Source organism: Flavobacterium sp. RSP46 (genome assembly GCF_003984825.1).
GTDB lineage: Bacteria > Bacteroidota > Bacteroidia > Flavobacteriales > Flavobacteriaceae > Flavobacterium.
The window spans coordinates 52,474-74,917 of record NZ_RYDM01000002.1 but is presented as its reverse complement, the minus strand read 5'-3'; the positions used below and the strand labels follow the sequence as shown (position 1 = coordinate 74,917).

General features: G+C 34.8%; 18 protein-coding genes and 1 other RNA gene. 6 read left to right on the top strand and 13 right to left on the bottom strand.

Annotation, left to right across the window (positions count from 1 at the left end):
- Nucleotides 1-57: 57 nt before the first annotated feature.
- The 3 genes from fsa to ffs form a co-directional block, all read right to left on the bottom strand.
- Nucleotides 58-714, bottom strand: coding sequence for a fructose-6-phosphate aldolase (gene fsa / locus EKM01_RS04645; protein WP_126562187.1), 657 nt, complete (start codon nt 712-714; stop codon nt 58-60).
- Between the two features lie 139 nt (nt 715-853).
- Nucleotides 854-1,657: an SDR family oxidoreductase gene (locus EKM01_RS04640; protein WP_126767123.1), complete on the bottom strand. Its 804-nt coding sequence runs from the start codon at nt 1,655-1,657 to the stop codon at nt 854-856.
- A gap of 111 nt (nt 1,658-1,768) precedes the next feature.
- Nucleotides 1,769-1,866: signal recognition particle sRNA small type (ffs, locus tag EKM01_RS04635), an RNA gene on the bottom strand.
- An 86-nt stretch (nt 1,867-1,952) separates the two neighbouring features.
- On the opposite strand from ffs, the gene EKM01_RS04630 reads away from it, so the two are divergent.
- Both EKM01_RS04630 and hutI read left to right on the top strand, forming a co-directional pair.
- On the top strand, nt 1,953-3,029 hold the full coding sequence (locus EKM01_RS04630) for a glutaminyl-peptide cyclotransferase (protein WP_126767120.1): 1,077 nt from the start codon (nt 1,953-1,955) through the stop codon (nt 3,027-3,029).
- Between the two features lie 11 nt (nt 3,030-3,040).
- On the top strand, nt 3,041-4,279 hold the full coding sequence (gene hutI / locus EKM01_RS04625; protein WP_126562190.1) for an imidazolonepropionase: 1,239 nt from the start codon (nt 3,041-3,043) through the stop codon (nt 4,277-4,279).
- 48 nt (nt 4,280-4,327) lie between these two features.
- Here the strand turns inward: hutI and EKM01_RS04620 are convergent, their stop codons facing one another.
- Nucleotides 4,328-5,212: a hypothetical protein gene (locus tag EKM01_RS04620; protein WP_126453393.1), complete on the bottom strand. Its 885-nt coding sequence runs from the start codon at nt 5,210-5,212 to the stop codon at nt 4,328-4,330.
- A 100-nt stretch (nt 5,213-5,312) separates the two neighbouring features.
- Here EKM01_RS04620 and EKM01_RS04615 point away from each other — a divergent pair, with 100 nt between their 5' ends.
- Nucleotides 5,313-6,350: a formimidoylglutamase gene (locus EKM01_RS04615; RefSeq protein ID WP_126459968.1), complete on the top strand. Its 1,038-nt coding sequence runs from the start codon at nt 5,313-5,315 to the stop codon at nt 6,348-6,350.
- Nucleotides 6,351-6,461: 111 nt separating this feature from the next.
- Entirely contained in the window at nt 6,462-7,715 is a 1,254-nt protein-coding gene (locus tag EKM01_RS04610; RefSeq protein ID WP_126453388.1) for a DEAD/DEAH box helicase, read from the top strand.
- Nucleotides 7,716-8,253: 538 nt separating this feature from the next.
- Here EKM01_RS04610 and EKM01_RS04605 read toward each other — a convergent pair.
- The 3 genes from EKM01_RS04605 to aroC all read right to left on the bottom strand — a co-directional run bounded on the left by EKM01_RS04605 (nt 8,254) and on the right by aroC (nt 12,068).
- Nucleotides 8,254-9,540 carry a dicarboxylate/amino acid:cation symporter gene (locus EKM01_RS04605; protein ID WP_126459974.1) on the bottom strand — a complete coding sequence of 429 codons (1,287 nt, stop codon included), beginning with the start codon at nt 9,538-9,540 and terminating at the stop codon, nt 8,254-8,256.
- A 79-nt stretch (nt 9,541-9,619) separates the two neighbouring features.
- The gene (locus tag EKM01_RS04600; RefSeq protein WP_197037191.1) at nt 9,620-10,900 is read right to left on the bottom strand and encodes a dicarboxylate/amino acid:cation symporter; all 1,281 of its coding nucleotides are present in this window, start codon (nt 10,898-10,900) and stop codon (nt 9,620-9,622) included.
- Nucleotides 10,901-11,006: 106 nt separating this feature from the next.
- On the bottom strand, nt 11,007-12,068 hold the full coding sequence (gene aroC / locus EKM01_RS04595) for a chorismate synthase (RefSeq protein WP_126453382.1): 1,062 nt from the start codon (nt 12,066-12,068) through the stop codon (nt 11,007-11,009).
- Nucleotides 12,069-12,251: 183 nt separating this feature from the next.
- Here aroC and EKM01_RS04590 point away from each other — a divergent pair, with 183 nt between their 5' ends.
- Entirely contained in the window at nt 12,252-13,091 is an 840-nt protein-coding gene (locus EKM01_RS04590) for a UDP-2,3-diacylglucosamine diphosphatase (protein ID WP_126459977.1), read from the top strand.
- Nucleotides 13,092-13,194: 103 nt separating this feature from the next.
- A complete protein-coding gene (locus EKM01_RS04585) occupies nt 13,195-13,704 on the top strand; it encodes a hypothetical protein (protein ID WP_126459978.1) in 510 nt (169 codons plus the stop codon).
- A 47-nt stretch (nt 13,705-13,751) separates the two neighbouring features.
- Here the strand turns inward: EKM01_RS04585 and EKM01_RS04580 are convergent, their stop codons facing one another.
- From EKM01_RS04580 to EKM01_RS04555, 6 genes are all read right to left on the bottom strand, one after another.
- Nucleotides 13,752-14,183, bottom strand: coding sequence for a protease complex subunit PrcB family protein (locus EKM01_RS04580; RefSeq protein ID WP_126562192.1), 432 nt, complete (start codon nt 14,181-14,183; stop codon nt 13,752-13,754).
- A 46-nt stretch (nt 14,184-14,229) separates the two neighbouring features.
- Nucleotides 14,230-15,363: an N-acetyl-alpha-D-glucosaminyl L-malate synthase BshA gene (bshA, locus tag EKM01_RS04575; protein WP_126459984.1), complete on the bottom strand. Its 1,134-nt coding sequence runs from the start codon at nt 15,361-15,363 to the stop codon at nt 14,230-14,232.
- Between the two features lie 77 nt (nt 15,364-15,440).
- Nucleotides 15,441-17,453, bottom strand: coding sequence for a heavy metal translocating P-type ATPase (locus EKM01_RS04570; protein ID WP_126767117.1), 2,013 nt, complete (start codon nt 17,451-17,453; stop codon nt 15,441-15,443).
- Nucleotide 17,454: 1 nt separating this feature from the next.
- The gene (locus EKM01_RS04565; RefSeq protein ID WP_126459990.1) at nt 17,455-18,636 is read right to left on the bottom strand and encodes an MFS transporter; all 1,182 of its coding nucleotides are present in this window, start codon (nt 18,634-18,636) and stop codon (nt 17,455-17,457) included.
- A gap of 46 nt (nt 18,637-18,682) precedes the next feature.
- On the bottom strand, nt 18,683-19,303 hold the full coding sequence (locus EKM01_RS04560; RefSeq protein WP_126459993.1) for a phosphatase PAP2 family protein: 621 nt from the start codon (nt 19,301-19,303) through the stop codon (nt 18,683-18,685).
- A 144-nt stretch (nt 19,304-19,447) separates the two neighbouring features.
- The gene (locus EKM01_RS04555) at nt 19,448-22,444 is read right to left on the bottom strand and encodes a glycoside hydrolase family 3 N-terminal domain-containing protein (protein ID WP_126767114.1); all 2,997 of its coding nucleotides are present in this window, start codon (nt 22,442-22,444) and stop codon (nt 19,448-19,450) included.

The window sequence follows — 22,444 nt, the reverse complement described above, 5'->3', positions numbered from 1 at the left end:
GAAATGGGATTTTTTTATTCAATTCGCTGAGACTCAAAATGGCTCACCGAGCATTTTTTATTTATTTCCTTTCTCAAAATCAGCCACAAATTGCGCCAATCCGATATCAGTCAATGGGTGTTTTAATAAGCCGTAAATGGCAGAAAGTGGTCCGGTGATCACATCAGCACCAATTTTCGCACAGTTTACAATGTGCATCGTGTGACGCACTGAAGCAGCCAGAATTTGAGTTTCGTAACCGTAGTTATCATAAATTAATCTTATTTCTTCGATCAAAGCCAAACCGTCTGTAGAAATATCATCTAAACGACCAATAAACGGAGAAACATAAGTAGCTCCCGCTTTAGCAGCCAATAAAGCCTGACCAGCCGAGAATACTAAAGTTACATTTGTTTTTATACCTTTATCCGAAAAGTATTTAGCAGCCATCACTCCCTCTTTAGTCATCGGCAATTTTACCACGATTTGCTCGTGTAAATCCGCCAACTCTTCACCTTCTTTTACCATTCCGTCGTAATCCAAAGCATTTACTTCGGCACTAACATCACCATCAACAAGATTACAAATGTCAACATAATGTTTCAAAATGTTGTTTTTTCCTGTGATTCCTTCTTTTGCCATTAATGTTGGATTAGTTGTAACACCATCCAAAACGCCCAACGCCTGTGCTTCCTCAATCTGAGCTAAATTAGCCGTGTCAATAAAAAATTTCATATTATCTAATTTAATTGTGTGTTTTAATTCTTTGGGCGTGACCCAAGGGTCGGGCTTTCCGCTTCAATCTTTTATTTTTTAAAGAAAAAATAAAAGGATTTTCACTGTAATCCCTCACGCTAATAAATTCGGTGCAAAATTACAACTTATAATGGCTCATCAGCATTTTTTCATATACTTTATCTGGTAAAATTCTTTTCAAAACAATTGAAAATTTTTGCATAAAAACGCCCACTTTATAATGAATTTTAGGTTCTGGAGTTTGGATAATCTGATAGACCGCTTCGGCCATTTCATTTGGATTACTGCCGCTGTCCACATGTTCATCCATCGTTTTCAAGGTGTTTCCGTACGGAGTTTCGTAAGCGGAACCCTTTAGCACCGGAGCATGAAAACGTCCCGAAGCAATATTTGTCGCAAAATCTCCCGGTGCCACATTCGTAATATGAATACCAAAGGATTTCACTTCCATTCGCAACGCTTCAGTGATGAGTTCAAGGGCACCCTTTGAAGCAGAATAAACACTTCGATACGGCAAACCCATATATCCCGCAATAGAAGTCACATTGATGATTAATCCTGATTTTTGTGTACGCATTTGTGGTAACACTGCTTTCATTACTTCAATTGGGCCAAAAAGATTAGTCTCAAAATTATTCTTAATTTCATGCATCGGAATTTCTTCCAATGGTCCCGTAATCCCAACACCAGCGTTGTTAATGACAACATCAAGCCTTCCGGAGGTCGCAATCACTTTGGCTACAGCCGCATGAATCGAATCCGAATCCCGAACATCTAAAGCAATTAGAGGAAAAACCGAATTTAAAATTCGTTCCGGATTTCTGCTAGTTCCGTACACAACAAAACCTTTATGGTGTAAAAATTCGCCAATAGATTTCCCTATTCCTGAAGAACCGCCTGTTATTAAAACTACTTTATTCATGATTATTGATGTTTATTGTACAAAAGATCCAAAAATAAAAAAATCCTCCCGAAGGAAGACTACTTATTTGTGTGAATTTAGAAAAGAATCTGAAATAAATTTAGATTAAAAAAATGGCAAGCGACCTACATCGCACCGCTCAACCACGTACCCTTGCTATGTTCCCATCCTGGGGGAGTCTGCAGGAGCTGGTCGTGTAGGACTTGCCGGTGCAAATATACAATCTTTTTATATTTTTACAAGAGCTTTAATCATTAAAAAATAACGTTATATTGGGGTATCAAAAATTCAAACAATGAAAAATCATAACTCCCTATCTATCATTTTATTAGGAATCACTTTAGCAAGTTGCAACGAGGAAAAAAAAGGCCAAAACACTTTATTTACCTTTGATAATTCTAAATTTTCAGCATTATATACCCCACAAGAAGTCCTTTCTTTAGCGGTTTTGAATCCCAATTCAAAAAAAGTAGATAGCATTATTTACTACGTCAATGATAAAAAAATTGCTTCTAAGAAAGGTCTTGATAAACTATCATTGGAATTAAAAGATCAAAAATTAGGAAACCAAGACCTGAAAGCCCTTGTTTATTATGAAGGACAAACCGCTGAGGCTACTGGAAGAGTAGAATTAGTTTCCGGCATTCAACCAAAACTATTAAAATATACCATTGTAAATACCTATCCGCACGACATTCAAGCCTACACGCAAGGATTAGAGTTTTACCGTGACACGCTGTATGAAGGAACTGGAAACGGTTCTGGAAACAGTTCTGGAATAAAAGGGATTTCGAGTTTAAGAAAAACAAACTATAAAACTGGAGAAGTATATAAAAAAGTAGAACTGGCTGACAATTATTTTGGGGAAGGAATTACGATTCTCAACAACAAAGTATACCAACTGACTTGGCAAAACAATGAAGGATATGTGTATAATGCTGATACTTTCAAAAAAGAAAAAACGTTCCCCTATTTCAAATCAATTGAAGGTTGGGGATTGACAAATGACGGAACTTATTTATACCAATCAGACGGAACCGAAAAAATTTGGATCATTGATCCAATCACATTCAAAGAAGTAGATTACTTGAACGTATATTCCTTTGAAACAAAAATAAAAGCAATCAATGAACTCGAATGGATTGATGGTAAAATTTATGGAAATGTGTACCAGAAAGATGCCATTGCAGTCATCAATCCTAAAAATGGAGCCGTTGAAGCAATTATCAATCTTGCTGATTTGAAGAAAAAAATTACCCAATTACCTGATACAGATGTCCTAAACGGAATTGCCTACAACCCAAAAACCAAAACCATTTTTGTGACCGGAAAAAACTGGGATAAAATGTTTGAAATCAAAGTTTCTGAATAATTTTATATAAAATGACAACGCTACTTATCAATATCAAAGAATTACTCCAGATTAGGGAAACTGCTATTGCTAAAGTTTCCGGTGCTGAAATGGCAATTCTTCCCACCATCAAAAATGCCTTTTTGGTCATTAGTGACAACCTGATTGCTGATTTTGGATCAATGGATAATTTGCCGGAATTACATGCTGACAAAATAATTGATGCCACTGGCAAAATAGTTTTACCTTCATGGTGTGACAGTCACACGCACATTGTGTATGCGGGAAATAGAGAACAGGAATTTGTAGATCGGATTAATGGCTTGTCGTATGAAGAAATCGCCAATTGTGGTGGTGGAATTTTAAATTCAGCTACAAAACTCAACGAAACTCCCGAAGATGAAATTTATAACCAATCCAAGGTGCGTCTGGAGGAAGTCATGCAACTGGGAACCGGAGCTGTAGAAATCAAATCAGGATATGGCTTGACGCTGGATGGAGAATTGAAAATGCTTCGCGTGGTTCAGCGGCTATCAAAAAATTATCCCATTACTATAAAAGCAACTTTTCTGGGTGCTCACGCTTTTCCATTGGAATATGCAACAAACCATCAAGGTTATATCGATTTAATTATCAACGATATGCTTCCTGAAATTGCCAAAAACAAACTGGCAGATTTCATCGATGTGTTTTGTGAAGCGGGTTATTTTACTGTTGAAGAAACCCGAAAAATTATGGAAGCCGGAATTAAATTTGGCTTAAAGCCAAAAATTCACGTCAATCAGTTCAACTCAATTGGCGGAATTCAAGCAGGAATTGAATACAACGCGTTATCAGTAGATCATTTAGAGGTTATGAAACCGGAAGATATCAAAGCGTTGAAAAATACCGACACAATGCCTGTTGCATTGCCTTCTTGCTCATATTTTTTAAGCATTCCCTACACTCCCGCACGAGCAATGATAGCGGCAGGACTTCCTATTGCCCTTGCAACGGATTACAATCCGGGCTCTACTCCTTCAGGAAATATGAATTTTGTTGTAGCAACGGCATGCATCAAAATGAAAATGACTCCCGAAGAAGCCATCAATGCTGCCACAATAAATGGAGCTTACGCCATGGGAATTTCTGAAACTCATGGAAGCATTACTATTGGCAAAAAAGCAAATCTAATTATTACAAAACCCATTACATCCTATTACCAGCTTCCATACGCTTTTGGCAGTACTCTAATTGAAACGGTACTGATTGAAGGTGAAATTATTTCATAAAAAAAGAGGAACAGCACGTTCCTCTTTCCTAATTATTTCAATTTTTGATTATCTCAACACAAAACTTGTTTTTGAAACTAAAACATCTTTATTAAAAATATTGATAAAATACGTTCCTTTAGCAAAATCTTTCCCTTTTAAATCCTCAGAAACTAGAATTGTTTTGTTTTCATATTTCACATTAGTTGCAAAACTGTATGTTAACGTATTCTCACCAAAATTTTCCGTTTTCTTGTCTCCTAAAACATTGTTTTTGCTGTCAATTACTTGTACGTAATACATTTTGTCACCGGACATAGCAATTTGATTTTCAGCAATCGTAAAATTAACTCTTAAAACATCGGCTCTACTTGCTTTGTCTGTTTCAATTTGTTTTCCAGAACTTCTTAATTTAAAAGCTGTTCCTCTAGTATTTAAAACCGTTAATTTAGATCCTTTTTCAACCGCTTTAGATAATTCTTCGTTTTGTCCAACTAATACTTCGTTGTATTTTTTAGATTCTCCCAAGACCACTACAGTACTGTCTCGTTGTGTAGTTAAGGTTGTGTTTTCTTTTTTCAACCCTTCATTTTCAGCCATTAAAACTTTCATATTTCCCTGCAAGGCATTGAATTGAGTTCTGTATTTAGATAATGAAGCTACATCCCCTTTGGACTTACTCAAATCATTCATCAAGTTTACTACTTTATCTCTTTCTTGAATTAACTCATCAGACATGGATGTGTTTTCAGCAATTGCGGCATCATACGTTGATTTTAATTCCTGCAAATCTTTCATAACCGATTCTTTTTCGGTCAATGTAGTTTTCAATTCTGTTTTAACGGTATCTGCGTCGGAAGTCATTTTAAAAATGTAAACCAAACTCCCCACTAATAAAATAGCCAACACTGCTATAACCGCCTTAAGACTTGAACTGCTTTTTTGATTTTCCATCTTTTAATTAATTTAATTTCTACAAATTTAACAATATATAACTAATGAATAACGCAAGTTGATACATTTATATTATTTTTGGGAAAAAATATTTTTTTTAATGGAAAAAATTATACGCTTTACAATTCATGATCTTGCAAAAATTACGAACCACAGAAGTGGCGAGATAAAGTTTGGAGAAAAAATGATAACCATCCCAAAAGATGTTGATTCAATTGATTTTCTAACAACCTGTGAGGCTAAATATGTATTATTTGGTATTCCCGAAGACATTGGAATAAGAGCTAATTTTGGCCGACCCGGGGCGGCTTCAGCTTGGGACAGTGCCATAAAAAGTATCGCTAATATTCAGCACAATCGTTTTTGTAAAGGAAGTCAGTTAATTGTTTTAGGGCAATTAGACGTAAGTGAGAAAATGCAGGAAGTAGAACACCTTGATTTTAATGATATTGATGATCGTTTTAAGTTAAGCCAATTAGTTGAAAAAATAGACAAAGATGTCTCTCATATCATTTTTAACATTATAAAATCAGGTAAAACTCCAATAATCATTGGTGGCGGACACAATAATTCATACGGAAATATAAAAGGAACTGCACTCGCCAAAGGCAAACCTATTAATGCAATCAATTTTGATGCGCATTCTGATTTTAGGATTATAGAAGGACGTCACAGTGGCAATGGTTTTTCGTATGCTTATGAAGAAGGTTTTTTGAAAAAATATTTTATTTTTGGACTACATGAAAACTACACTTCAAAAAGTGTGTTGGATATCATTAAGAAAATAGAGGATCGAGTTCGTTTTAACACCTATGATAGTGTAAGTATTAGAAGAGAAAAAAACTTTGATCAGGAAATGGCGCTCGCTTCGGAATTTATAAATGATGATTTTTTTGGAATAGAGATCGACTTGGATGCGATTCCTAATATTGCCTGCAGTGCCATGACTATGAGTGGATACTCTGTGGAGCAACTTAGGCAATTTATATACTATTTTGCCAAAAATAAAAATGCTGCCTATTTACACATTTGTGAAGGCGCACCGGATTTAGGCGAAGAAAAAAACAATCATTTAATAGGTAAACTGATAGGCTATCTGGTGACTGATTTTATTAAATCGAACCAGCAGATTGTCTAACTGGTTAAATGATAAATTGCTTAAACGAATACCTATTAACCTAATCGATAAATAACACTACCTTTGCAGCACTATCTATGTACTTAATACATGATATTTAATATTTAAAATATGTTATTCGAAGATTTATCACTTTCAAAAAGTATACAAAAAGCCGTATTTGAACAAGGCTATTTAGAAGCAACTCCAATACAAGAACAAGCCATTCCAATCGTATTATCAGGTAGAGATATGATTGGTTGTGCCCAAACCGGTACCGGAAAAACGGCCGCATTTGCCATTCCTATTATTCATCAATTGCATAGAATAGTAGGGTCCTCTAAAAAAGCAAGTCCAATCCGTGCTTTAGTCATCACCCCAACCCGAGAATTGGCCGTTCAAATTGGACAAAATTTTGACCAATATGGAAAATACACAAACTTAGTGCAACTTACTATTTTTGGTGGCGTTTCTCAAGTGCCACAGGTAGAAATGCTAAAAAAAGGAATTGATATCCTGATTGCTACTCCAGGACGTTTGCTAGACTTAGTCAAACAAGGTTTCATCGATTTAGACCATTTGCATACTTTAGTCCTTGACGAAGCGGACCAGATGCTGGATATGGGATTTGTAAATGATGTCAAAAAAATTGTAAAACTGACCCCTAATAACAGACAAACCTTATTTTTCTCGGCTACAATGCCAATGGCCATAAGAGAATTAGCCGAAATGTTTCTGAAAGATCCTGCAACAGTTACCGTATCTCCTGTTTCTTCTACAGCTGAAAACGTAGAACAACGCGTATATTTTGTTGAAAAAGCAGAAAAAAGAAATTTGCTGTATCATTTAATTAAGAACGAAAAACTGTCTAATGTTTTGGTTTTTTCAAGAACAAAACACGGAGCTGACAACGTTGTAAAAGCATTGCGCAAACACGATATTGCTGCCGAAGCGATTCATGGTGACAAGTCTCAAAATGCCAGACAACGCGTTTTAGAAGGATTCAAGAATAAAGAAGTGAATGTTTTAGTGGCTACTGATATTGCAGCCAGAGGAATTGATATTGATCAATTACCATTTGTCATTAATTTTGATTTACCCAATATTCCCGAAACGTATGTACACCGAATTGGCAGAACCGGTCGTGCCGGAAATGAAGGTGTTGCAATTTCTTTTTGTAGCAAAGATGAGCACCAATATTGGAAAGACATTCAGAAATTAATAAAAGTAGATGTAAAAACCGTAAGTGATCACCCATACGGTTGGCATTCAGGAAGTCCTGAAACCGCTCCCGCGGGAACTCAAAAGAACTCAAACCGCAGTGGTGGAGCTCATAAATCAAGAAAATCAGAGGTTTCCAAACAAAATAAAAAACGCTGGTATTAAATTCGTTATACTGACTTACATCTGTAATAAATCACTTTTTAACTGTCGTTAAAAAGTGATTTATCGTTAACGTGTTATTTTTAAGCGTTTTAATGAAAATATTATTTGAATTAAATGACCTTAATCTTCTTGAATTTCAATACTATCTATTTTTGTCATGTACTAAAGAAATTACTATAGAAAATTTATCCTTTTGAGTAATGGCTTTGTACAAGGCAATTTTCGAAATTTTCAAGGATTTTTCGAAATCAGCATTCTTCAGGTATTGTGACGCATGATCCGTTAATTTTACGATCTCATTGTTTCATGCCGTTTACGTTTGTGCAAGTACGTCATCACTGAAAAAGTTAAATACAAACACTATTAATAACACAATATACACCTGATTCATAAGTGATTAAGTTTAATTAAATATAAATTTATGCGCCAATAAATAATAATTTATTTTAATCAATTAAGTGTCAAAAGTGAACTATTTTGAAGTCTCATGAATTTCAAATATATTAAATCTACTTCATGGTGTACAAAGAACTATTAGTTAAAAATTAATTTCTTTTGGTTTATTTAATTTCCCTACAGATTTGGCGACAATAGTTGCAATAGTTGCATCACTTGTTACATTGACTACAGTTCTGCACATATCCAAAGGTCTGTCAATAGCAAAAATAAGCGCTAGCCCAGCTTCTGGAATTCCAGCTTGACCAAGAACAATAACAAGCATCACCATTCCGGCACTAGGAACCGCTGCTGATCCTATAGAAGCCAGTGTTGCAGTAACAACTATCATCAATTGTGTACTGAGGTCTAAAGCTTCCGGAAGCATTGCTTGAGCTATAAATATCGCAGCTACTGCTTGATACAAGCTAGTTCCATCCATGTTTACTGTTGCTCCCAGAGGCAAAACAAAACTGGAAACCTCTTCATCAACTCCTAAACGCTCGGTAACACATTCCATGGTAACGGGCAGTGCAGCTGCACTTGAACTTGTTGAAAAAGCCAATAATTGGGCGGGCGCAATGGCGTTAAAAAACTGTATTGGATTTACTTTTGCAAAAATCATTAATAAGCTTGGATAAAACACAAACATCATCAAAAACAAGCCAAGCAAAACCGTTAATCCATAGATTCCCAGCGCTCCTAATGTTGAAAAATCTGGAATTTCGACCATCAGTGCGGCCATCAGTGCGAAAACACCAACTGGTGAAAAAAGCATGATAATGTCAATAATTTTCAGAATTACATCATTCAATCCCTTAAAGAAATCAACGACAGGTTTTGATTTTTTTTCTTCAATTAAAATGAGACCGATCCCAATTAAAATAACAAAAAAAATGACTTGCAACATACTTCCATTATCACTTAAAGCTTTAAAAAAATTATCTGGTACAATATCTATCAAAGGTTGCAGTGGCCCACTATTTTTAGCTTTTACCGCCAATTCAATTTTTTGAGAAGCATCAACCGAAAAATTTTCAAGTAAGCTTATTCTGGATTCTTCGTTAATGTAAGTTCCGGGCTTAATTAAATTGGCTAACAACAAACCAATAATGACTGCTATTACTGTGGAACATAAGTAAAAAAAGACTGTCCTTCCTCCTAATTTAGAAAGTTTAGAAATATCTTTTAAATCTGCTAATCCAACAATCAATGAAACCACAATTAAGGGAACAGCAATCATTTTGAGTAAGTTTATAAAAATAGTTCCAAAAGGTTTTATCCAGTCAATTACGATTCCTTTTTGTTCTAAGTTTTTCATTACTAATCCAAAAAGGAGTCCTAGAATCATTCCTAAAAGAATTTTCCAATGTAAAGCAAGTTTTTTCATAATTTTAAATTCATTTGAATCAGACAAACTGATATTTTACAAAAAAAAACTCCTCATTATTTGAGGAGTTTTTTATTATTTAGTCTAATGAAACCGGTTCGGAATCCTCGTCTTTTTCCCAGCTTCCAACTACCGATGTTGCTAAAGCATTTCCTAACACATTGGTTGCGCTACGAAACATATCACAAAAATGGTCAATAGGTAAAATTAAAGCAATTCCTTCGATTGGAATGTCAAACATACCACAAGTTGCAGCAACAACCACTAAACTCGCTCTTGGTACTCCTGCAATTCCTTTACTGGTAAGCATCAAAACTAAAAGCATGGTCATTTGCGTACCCAAATCCAAATCAATTCCGTAGGCTTGCGCAATAAAAATACTGGCAAAAGTCATGTACATCATACTTCCATCCAAGTTAAAAGAATACCCGAGCGGCAACATGAAAGAAACAATTCTGTCCTTGACTCCAAAACGTTCTAATTCTTCGGTCAATTTTGGAAAAACAGCTTCACTGCTGGTTGTTCCAAAAGCAATAATCAATGGACTTACAATTCTTTTTAGCAAAACGGTCATTCTGCTTTTTAGAAATACATACCCCACAACAATCAACACGACCCAAAGTGAGGAAATTCCAATTAAGAAAGAACCAAAGAACTTGAAATAGGTAATTGCCAATTCCTGAAAATCTCTAACCGCAAATACACCTGCTATAGCACCAAATACTCCTATTGGGGCAAACTTCATAACGTAGTTTACCATTTTCAGAACAATATGAGATATTTTATCCAAAGCATTTGTCACTGGCTTCACATAATCACCTAATGCAGCCGCTGCCAGACCAAAGAAAATCGAAAATATTACAATTTGTAAAATTTCATTAGTAGCCATTGCTTCAAAAATACTTTTAGGTACTATATGCTCAATAAAGTTTTCAAAAGATATGTTTTGTGTTTTCGCTGTGACTTCTGAAACTGATCCCATATCAACATTTGATAAATTAAGGCCAACTCCCGGTTCTAGTATGTTTACAAAAAACATCCCCAATAACAAAGAGATAAATGAAGCTGTAAAAAACCATCCCATCGCTTTTCCTCCAATTCTCCCCACCGCTTTGATATCCCCAAGTTTCGCAATTCCTACCACCAACGTCGTAAATACCAATGGCGAAATAATCATTTGAACCAGTCGAATAAAAATAGTAGCCAGAATTTTGATTTTGTTACTAAAATTTTGAGCTGCTTCCGGTGAAATAGAATTATGAATGATAATGCCTAAAATAGCACCCAAAACCATAGCTATTAATATTTGCCCTGTTAATCCTGAAAAAAAGGACGGCTTTTTAGTTGTATTCATATTCATTAAATTGGTTATAAGATTGTAGGATCAACCTTGATTATAAAAAAAATTTTACTCGCAGTCAGGTAAAAAATGGTATTGTAAAAAACATAAAAAGTATCAACAATTACTACTGATATGTTTTATTTATCAAATAAAAATCAGCTAATACAATGGCTGCCATTGCCTCAACAATAGGCACAGCACGCGGTACTACACAAGGATCATGACGCCCTTTTCCAGTCATTTCTGTAATATTGCCTTTATTGTCCAGTGATTCTTGTTTTTGCATAATGGTGGCCACAGGTTTGAAAGCCACGCGAAAATAAATATCCATTCCGTTACTGATTCCTCCTTGAATTCCACCTGAAAGATTGGTTTTTGTCGTTCCGTCAGCATTGTATAAATCATTATGCGCACTTCCTTTCATCTTAGCGCCTTCAAAACCACTTCCAAATTCAAATCCTTTTACGGCATTAATAGAAAGCATTGCTTTGCCAAGTTCTGCGTGAAGCTTATCAAAAACGGGCTCTCCTAAACCAATAGGTACATTTTGAATCACACAGGTTACGGTTCCGCCCACAGTATCCCCTTGTTTTCGGATATCACGAATATATTCTTCCATGATTACCGCTGCCTGTTCATCTGGGCAACGAACCGGATTATTTTCGGTTTTCGAAAAATCTAAATCTTGGTAGGGTTTGTCTAAAAAAATAGGTCCTACAGAAGAAACGTATGCATTAATTTTTATGTCTGGCAACATTTGTTTTGCTACAGCTCCCGCCACAACTCTACTGGCAGTTTCCCGCGCAGAACTGCGTCCACCGCCACGATAATCCCTAACCCCATATTTTTTTTCATACACATAATCCGCATGACTGGGTCTGTAATTGTCTTTTATATGAGAATAATCATCTGATTTTTGATTGGTATTAGGAATAATAAAACCTATGGGTGTACCGGTGGTTTTACCTTCAAAGATTCCGGAAAGAAATTGAACGTCATCCGGTTCTTTGCGTTGAGTAACTATTGCTGATTGGCCTGGCTTTCTGCGGGACATTTCAAATTGAATTGCTTCTAAATCTATTGTTATTCCGGGAGGACAACCGTCTATTATCCCTCCTAAAGCGTCACCGTGAGATTCTCCAAAAGTTGTTATTCTAAATAGTGTTCCGTAGCTATTTCCTGCCATACTGATTAGTTTTGAACAAAAGTAGTATTTTAGTTTAAAGTTCAAAATTTTAACCACTAAACTTTTGAATAGCAATATCTATTTATTGACTTTAAATTAATATTGAAAACTATTTATTAACCTTTAATCGCATTTCAATTCAGTAGAATTCCATTAATTTGATAAAATTCAAATTCAAACACCTTGAAAAAAAGAAAAGTCGAGTTAGTGGTGATTTCTGATGTACATCTGGGGACTTATGGAAGTCATGCTAAAGAACTTTATAATTATTTATCTGCAATTAAACCTAAAATTTTAGTCTTAAATGGAGATATTATTGATGTATGGCAATTTAGAAAATCCTATTTTCCCAAAGCGCATTTAAAGGTTATCCAAAAAATCATCAGTTTTGCTTCAAAGGGAACAAAAGTCTATTATATTACTGGAAATCATGATGAAATGCTCCGAAAGTTTAGCGATATGAGTATGGGTAATTTTGCATTGGTGGACAAGTTAGTCTTGGATCTTGATGACAAAAAAGCCTGGATATTTCACGGTGATGTCTTTGATGCTTCCGTACAACACTCAAAATGGATTGCAAAATTAGGCGGTTTAGGATATGATTATCTGATACTTTTGAACCGATTTGTAAATTGGTGCTTATCAAAAATAGGGAAAGAGCCCTACTCTTTTTCTAAACAAATAAAGGCTGGTGTAAAAAAGGCAGTAAAGCACATTTCGGATTTTGAAAAAACAGCCACGGAACTCGCCATCGAAAACAACTACGATTATGTAATTTGCGGTCATATTCACGAGCCAAAAATAATCAAAAAAGAGAATAAAAACGGGGCTACTTTGTATTTGAATTCCGGGGATTGGGTGGAGAATTTAACCGCATTGGAATACAATAAAAAACGTTGGAAATTATTTCACTACTCAGAAACTAATTATGCTGAAGATGAAAATCTTTTTGAGATGGAGGATTTAATCAGTACTCAGTATGTTACACCTGCTATTTTCTTTAAAAAAACTATTTTAGATTAATGGTGGTTTTATATCAAAAGTGTGAATTATGAAACATTTACAATTAATTTTGTAAATTTAATCACAAAGTTAGTAATATCTTTGTATTTATAAAAAATTACTTATGAAAAAAATTATTTTATCGGTTATAATGCTAATTGGATTAGCATTCACCTCACAAGCACAAGAGATTTCAAAAAATGCACTAGGCCTTCGTTTTGGTGACAGTGGTGGTTTTGGTACTGAGATCACCTATCAAAGAGGTTTAGGCGATAACAATCGTTTAGAATTAGACTTAGGTTGGAGAAACAGAAATAATTATAACAATGATAATTATGATGACAATGCCATCAAATTAACTGGTTTGTATCAGTGGGTATGGAACATTGATGGTGGATTCAACTGGTATGCAGGTATTGGTGGTGGTGTAGGAAACTACAATAGAGATTATTATGATAATAGAAATTATAATAATGGAACTTTCGCATTTGTTGCCGGAGATATAGGTATCGAATATAATTTTGATATTCCATTGTTAATCTCTTTAGATTTCAGACCAGAGTTTGGTGGTAGCGACTATTACAGAAACAATTACGGTTCTGATGTAGCTTTAGCTCTTAAATACCAATTCTAATATTTCAAAAAGAATAAAAAAAATGCCACTAGAAATAGTGGCATTTTTTATTTTATAAGAATCTCTTTCTTGGAATTAATTTTCACAATACAAAAAGGAGTCGTAAAAGCTTGTGTCACCATACTACCCGGCTCAGGATTTGTTTCTTGAACTGTTATAATTATATTTTTATCCGTTTCAATTACCTTATCAATTCCTATGGCATATCCGCCAGTGGTTTTCTCTCCCATATTCAAAACAACAAAATTAGCATTCAGAATATCATTAGCATTAATCTTATTTTTTAAGTTTTCATCATTCTGCAGCATTTTAATTTCGCTTGGTTCAGAAAGAATCTCAAAAAAACGGATACTAGCTCCACCATTAGTTTGCTGAGTCAAAACTTCAAATAGCGCTGTAGTGGCATCTGTACTTTTTAAAGAAACGCTACCGCAGGAAACGACAGTTATAGCAAGGAACGACAGCATTACTTTTTTCATTTTTATGTTTTTACATTTAATAATTTCAAAAATAATTCCTGTGTGTCTATAAGTATTTATTAATGGCTTTTTGATATAACTCTTCGTAAAGGGGCAAAATATTTTTTATGTCAAATTGTTTGGCAACAGCTAATGCGTTTTCTTTAAATTTAGCAAGCGTCAAATCATCTTTTAGAATTTTCAATGCGTTTTGAGCCATTTCCTCTGTATTTCCTACATCACTTAAATAGCCGGAAATGCCTTCAAAATTAACTTCGGGTAAACCGCCTGAATTACTAGAGATAACAGGAACTTTACACGCCATAGCTTCAAGGGCTGCCAAACCAAAACTTTCTGTTTCAGATGGGAGTAAAAACAAGTCAGTTAAGCACAAAATCTTATCAATTTCGTTGCTGTTACCAAAAAAGATTACCTTGTCTAGTATACCCAATTCCTGACATAAATATTCTGCTTTTTCTTTTTCAGGGCCATCACCAACCATCATCAATTTAGCCGGAATCTCTTTTTGAATATTATAGAAAATTTTAATGACATCCGGAATTCGTTTTACTTTTCTAAAATTACTGATGTGCGTTATAATTCGTTCATTTTCCTTGGCCATGACTGAACGTTGACAAGGAATGTTCAGGTTATTTGTATTTTTATTCAATTCAATAAAATTAGGAATAACCTCAATTTCATTTTTTATATTGAATAATTTAAGCGTATCGTCTTTTAAACTTTGGGATACTGAGGTCACAAAATCTGATTTATTGATACTAAAAGTGACTGCTGGCTTATAAAACGGGTGATTCCCTACCAAGGTGATGTCTGTTCCGTGTAATGTTGTCACCATTGGAATATCAATGCCTTCGTCTTTCAGCATTTGTTTTGCCATATAGCCCGCATAGGCATGAGGAATAGCATAATGTACATGAAGCAATTCTATTTTATATAATTTTACCATATCGACTAATTTGCTCGATAAGGCCAGTTCATACGGTTGGTAATGAAACAATGGATATTCAGGCACATTTACTTCGTGGTAATGCACATTTGGACTTAAAAGTGCCAAACGTACGGGCTGACTGTAAGTTATGAAATGTATTTCATGCCCGCGACGAGCCAATTCCAGTCCTAATTCTGTAGCGACAACACCACTACCTCCAAAGGTAGGATAACAAACTATTGCAATTTTCATGTATGTAATTTAATGAAACGAAATTAAGAAAAATAGGAATGTGTTTTATGGAATTTTAAGTTAAATGCAATACAAATTTAAAATTTCATTCGCTGAATTCGAACGGCATTTAAAATCGCCAATAAGGCCACCCCCACATCTGCAAAAACCGCCTCCCACATAGAGGCAAGTCCAGCAGCTCCCAGAATGAGAACTATTAGTTTTACGGAAAAAGCCAATCCAATATTTTGCCAAACGATTTGTTTTGTTTTTTTTCCAATGGTGATAGCGGTAAAAATCTTAGTGGGCTGGTCATTTTGAATGACAATATCAGCCGTTTCAATAGTAGCATCGCTTCCTAAACCACCCATAGCAATTCCCGCATCTGCCAGAGCAATGACTGGAGCATCATTTACTCCGTCTCCAACAAATGCAACTTTTAATTTTTGGTTTAAAAGTGCGGTTACTTTATTGACTTTATCTTCTGGCAACAAATTTCCGTAAGCTTCATCAATATTTAATTCTTTGGCTACAGCCAAAACTACCGCTTGATTGTCCCCAGAAAGTAATATTGTTTTGATATTTATTTTATGTAAACTTTCAATAGCCACTTTTGCATCTTCTTTTATTTCATCGGCAACAAGAAAATAACCTGTATATTTTTGATTGATGGCAACTACAACAATAGTGTACGGAATAGCATCAAGATCCGTGTCATAATCAATATGGAATTTTTTCATCAGTTTAGGACTTCCCACCAAGATTTCATTTCCATCTACAACACCTTGCAAGCCAAGGCCTGGAATCTCAGTGAAATTAGAAACAACAATTTCATTTTTAGGATTTTTGGCAAATTCTACTATTGCGGAACCAACCGGATGCGTCGATTTAGCTTCAATTACTGCAGTATAGTTAACTAAATCAGACTCCAGAATTCCTATCGACACTACTTTCTGAACTTTAAAAACGCCTTTGGTTAAAGTCCCTGTTTTATCCATCACCACTACCTGAATAGCTGCCATAGTATCCAGAAATGTAGATCCTTTAAACAATATTCCGTTTTTACTTGCGGCGCCAATTCCGCCAAAATACCCTAACGGAATGGAAATCACCAAGGCACACGGACAGGAAACCACCAAGAACAGTAAGGCTCTGTACAGCCATTCCTTAAATATATACGTTTCTGCAAATAAGATTGGCACTACACATATAGCAATAGCGAGATACACTATTATTGGCGTGTATATTTTAGCAAACTTCCTAATAAATAATTCTGTTGGTGCTTTTTTAGCAGTGGCATCCTGCACCATCTGGAGGATTTTAGATAATTTGCTGTCTGTAAATGCAGTAGTCACTTCTACTTGAGCAATAGAAGTGCCATTGATCATTCCGGCAAGAATTGTATCTCCTTTTGACTTAGAATCCGGTTTGCTTTCGCCTGTTAATGCAGCAGTATTGAAAGTGGCATAATCCGAAAGCAACATTCCATCTAATGCTAATTTTTCTCCGGGTTTTAATTCTATGACAGCTCCAATAGCCACTTCCGAAGCTTTAATTGCAATCACATTTTGTCCCATTACAACGTTTGCAACATCAGGTCTTTGATCCAGTAATAATTTTATATTTAATTTTGCTCTTTTAACGGCGAGCATTTGGAATAATTCACCAATGGAGTAAAATAACATGACAGCCACTCCTTCGGCATATTGACCAATTCCAAACGCACCTAATGTAGCTATTCCCATTAGAAAAAATTCAGAAAAAATAGCTCCTTTACCAATACTAGCGTAAGCTTCTTTCAAAACTGGAAGCCCTACCGGAATGTAAGCTGCAACATACCAAACGATTCGAAACCAACCATTAAACCAAGATTGAGGAAAGTAATTATCAAACAATAAAGCAATCAGCAATCCTATAAAACTAATTATAGATGGTAAAAACATTCTGAGGGTGCTTTCATTTCCGTTAGAATGATCGTGATCTTCCTCATCGTGATTTTCTGACTCACTGTGAGAGGAACAACATCCTGCATCTTGCTCTGCTTTATTTACTTTTTTTTCTTCTACTGCGCAACATTTGTTGTCAGGTAAAGTTTTGTGTTGGGAAGCCATTTTAAATTGTTTTATATTTAATGAAAAACGAAAAATAAATAATAATAAGTAATGTGGTTATCCCAGTAATAAAAAATGTAGTATTCGCACCAAATTGATACCAAAGGACCCCGGCAAAAGAACTGGCCAATAAGGCGCAAATACTTTGAAATCCAGAATAAGTTCCAATAGCAGTCGCAGTATCTTTTTTATCAGAAATATTACTGATCCATGCTTTCGAAATCCCTTCGGTTGCAGCAGCATACACACCGTAAATTAAAAATAATCCACCAATAATATAACTGTTTTTAGTAAATGCCATTCCAAAATAGACAATTGCAAATAGAAAAAGTCCAAAAGTAAACATTTTCTTCAATCCAATTTTATCAGCAAAAATTCCTAATGGAAATGCACAAAGAGCATAAACCAAATTGTAAAAAATATAAATCTCTATTACCACAGTATCATTTAAACCTGCTTGCTTCGCTTTTAAAAGTAAAAAAACATCGGAACTATTGAATAAGGCAAAAGCTAATAGTCCTGTTACTACTCTTCGATATTGTGCAGGACTTGTTTTCCAATAGCTAAGAAACGAGAAAAACGAAATCTGTTTTACCTCCTTTGCCTGTACCTTAAGTTTATCGTTAAGCAAAAAAGAAGCAAATACCGCTAGTAAACCTGGAATAAAAGCAACATAAAAAAGCATTTTATACTGTTGTGGATAAAAATGCAGATAAATCAAAGCCATAACAGGTCCTAGAACGGCACCAAACGTATCCATTGATCTATGAAATCCAAATATCTTTCCTTTCGTTTCAGCAGTTGCTTCATCAGATAAAATCGCATCTCTTGCACCAGTACGAATTCCTTTTCCGAAACGATCAATTGCTCTGGCAAAAAATATCCAAAGAGGGAAGACGAATACCGCCATCATGGGTTTTGAAATAGCACTTAAACCGTAGCCCAGACGCACAAATGGAACACGTTTACCTGAACTATCAGATAACTTACCAAAATATCCTTTACTTAATCCAGCTAAAGCCTCGGCAAAGCCTTCTAAAACACCAATTAATACAATCGAGAACCCAATCGATTTAAGGTATATAGGCATTATTGGGTAAAGCATTTCGCTCGCTGTATCCGTAAATAGACTAACCAGTGATACTATCCAGACTGTTTTTGAAATATAATTTAATCTTTTCATTTTGAATTATTTTACGTTTTCATAGAACAGTAAACAGTATAAACCGTTATTTTTCCATTCTTGATCTTTTCTTGTTAAGCCATTTATTAGCCTTATAGGTTAGGTAGGCCGACCCACTTCCTAAAACGGCTCCTGCCACTACATCGCTTGGATAATGAACGCCTAAGTGCATTCGAGAATATCCCACGGCACTTGCCCATACAAAAGACGGTGCAATAACATACCATTTATGATACGCTAAACTAAGTGACGTTGCCGTTGCGAAAGCTGACGAAGTATGTCCCGAAGGAAATGAATAACCCACGGTCGACGCTGCTTGATCAATATCAGGATAGGTTTTAAATGGTCGCTGTCTTTTTATAGTATGTTTCAAAGCGGTAGTAATAAATGCATTTACTAAGAATGCTTCTCCAACAAAAATTGCCTGTTTCTTGGCGGCATTATCTTTCTTTAATAAACCAACCGAATATATAATAATAGGAGTAACAAGACCGATGGGAACCGCACTATTCGTTATTAATTTAAAAGTAGGATCTAAATTCTTATTTCGATCAACATTGATATCTCGTAGAATATTTATATCATTATTTTGAGCATTTACAAAAGTCATGCAAAAAAGCCATACAATTAAATTGATTTTTGCAATTACAGTATTCTTATTTTTCATCCTATTGTTTTTATCTCAAATATACTATAATACAGGTGAACTTTGTAACGAAATACTTCTAACAAAATCATTTTAAAAAAAATAGTTCAAATGAAATTGACTATAATTTTATTTGAACTATTTTATTATTACGTTAACGTTTGCTTAGTTTATAATCGCTTCATAAATTACCCTTTGGATATCTTCCCGAATATTTTCTTTCGATAATCTATTTTCACTTGCAATTGGGAAAGTTCTATTAGATAAAAACACATAAACAATTTGCGTTTCAGGATCAGCCCAAGCCATTGTACCTGTATAACCAGTGTGACCAAAACTCGTCATTGAAGCACAACCGCACGTAGGTCCTACAGCACCTAATTGTGGTTTATCAAAGCCCACTCCTCTCCTATTTCCGGCGGCACAAAAATAGCACGTATTGAAATCATCAAATGTTTTTTCAGAAAAATATTGCCGGTTTCCATAATTTCCTTTTTGTAAATAAAGTTCCATTATTTTAGCCACATCCATAGCATTCGAAAAAACACCTGCGTGACCTGAAACCCCACCTTCTAAAGCAGCGGACAAATCATTGACATATCCTTGTAAAAGTTGACGACGGAAATAGGTATCTGTTTCCGTTGGCGGAATTCTGTTTTTATCAAATTTAGTCAATGGATTGAAACTTGAATTGTTCATCCCGAGTGAACGATAGAAATTTTCTTGAATTAAAACATCTAATGGTTTACCCGTTGTCTTTTCTAAATAATCCTTCAGAATCATAAAAGTAAGATCACTGTATTTGTATTCTTTTTTTAATGACAGTTTACTCTCAACAATCATTTTCATAATTGTGTCACTAAAATCATTTCGTATAAAAAGACTGTCTCCTAGTTTTTTCGAAAACTGCTCTTCAGCAATTTTTCTAAAATAAACATCAGAAGGAGATTGCGATTTATTCATTGTAGCCTTGTAAAATGGTATTCCTGCTACTAAACCTGCATAATGCGACAATAAATCCTTGAAATTAATATTTGCCTTATTGGAATCTTTAAAAATAGGAGACATTGATCCTAATGTTGTTTCCAAATTTATTTTTTGCTGATCGTATTGCTGCATCACATTAGGCAATGTAGCTATAATTTTCGTTAATGAAGCAACATCATAAATATCGGAGTCTTGCACTTTAATCGTTCTATCATACGTATGATAACCGAATGATTTTTGATAAATAACTTTTCCTTTTCTGGCTACCAATACCTGAATTCCAGGGGTCATTTTAGCGTCAATTGCCTTAGTAGCAATACTGTCAATTTTTGATAAAATCGTTGAATTCATCCCAACATTTTCTGGAGTTGTGAATCCCAGCCGATTCAATTTTTCTGTTGGCAAACCATCATTTACATTAAAACTAGTATTAATAGAAACCGGTAGTTTCCCTTTGGCTTCAATAGCCCCAAAAATTAGTTCTGCCGAAACGACCTGTGCAACTGCACTATTTTGATAAGAAACAACTAAACCTTCAATATCTTCAAAATTTATAATTGGTAATAAAGCGTATGGTTTTGCAAAAACATCCAGAATTACAGTATTATTTTGGGCTAGAAATTTAATTTTTGCCAACTCATCCAATCTTAGATCATGATTACTAAAAGCAACATCTGATTTGTGATAACCAATGATTACGGTTGTAAAAGGGTGTAATTTCACCTGAAGACTATCCAAATTCACATCTGAAATCACAGTTACTTCAGTGTATTTTTTTAAAGTTGAAACAAAAACATCATTGTTGTCATCTCCCATTTTTACATAAGCGATTTTTTGTTTGTCCAAATTTTTAATCGGCAAAACAGCAGCCGTGTTTTTTAGAACGGTAATTGCATTTTCATACAACTCATAGTGTAAAGCTTCATTTTCAACTGAATTCAAATCGGTGTATAAATTTTCAGTGGCAATTGGTTTAAATTTATTCAAATTCGCTTTGTACTTGAATTTCAGAATTTTTTTTACGGAAAAAGCCAATCGTTCCTCCGTAAATAAATTTATAGAATACGCAAATTTAAATTTCTCAATAGCAGCAGGAACATTTTCAGGAAACAGCAGCACATCATTACCGGCTATAAAAGCTTCAAAATTGATTTCACTGGGTAATTTAAATTCGCTTACACTTTTCATATTCAAAGCATCTGTAAAAATAAGTCCTTTGAAACCCAATTCTTTCTGAAGAATATCAGTAACCACATTGTAGGAAATTGAGGAAGGAAAATTAGGTCTTGGTTCTATGCTGGGAACGTTTAAATGGGCTACCATAACGGACGAAAGTCCTTCATGAAACATTTTTTTGTAAGGATAAAACGCTAGGTTTTGTAATTGTTCTTTTGAGGAATTTATGGTCGGTAATTTTTTATGAGAATCCGTATCCGTATCGCCATGTCCCGGAAAATGCTTTCCTGTTGAAAATATGCCTTGACTTTGCACCCCTTTCATCAAAGCAATAGCATGTGCTGTAACCTTGAATTTATCTTCACCAAAAGAACGAAAACCTATGATAGGATTTTTAGGATTGGAGTTGATGTCAAGAATTGGAGCAAAGTTAAATTGCAATCCCAATCGCTTGCTTTGTTGTCCTATTTGAATACCTACTTTCTCCAATAATTTCATGTCTTGGATGGCTCCAAGAGTCATATTCCAGGGATAACTGTAGGTAGAGTCCAATCGCATACCCAAACCCCATTCCGCATCACTACCAATAAACAATGGAGTTTTTGACTTGGATTGAAAACGGTTGGTTAATTTTGCCTGACGAACAGGTCCACCTTGAAAGAAAATTAATCCTCCAATTTTATGATCTGTTATGAGTGTATCAATAGCTTTAATATGCGCCGAATCTTTATTGGAATAAGCGGCAACCATAAACAATTGTCCAAATTTTTCCTCTAAAGTCATTGCGCTGTAAACACTATCAACCCATTTGTTGCCTTGAGGAGACAACTCAAAAAGTGTGGGCGTATTACTTAAAGCAATACTGTCTAAATTTTCAATTTTGGACGGAATGTTGGTTACAATTACTTTATTCTTATTTGTTTTTGTACCAACACAACCAACAGCAATAAAAAGAAATAAGACATAAAAAAAACTATTTCTGATGCTTATCTTTTTCAT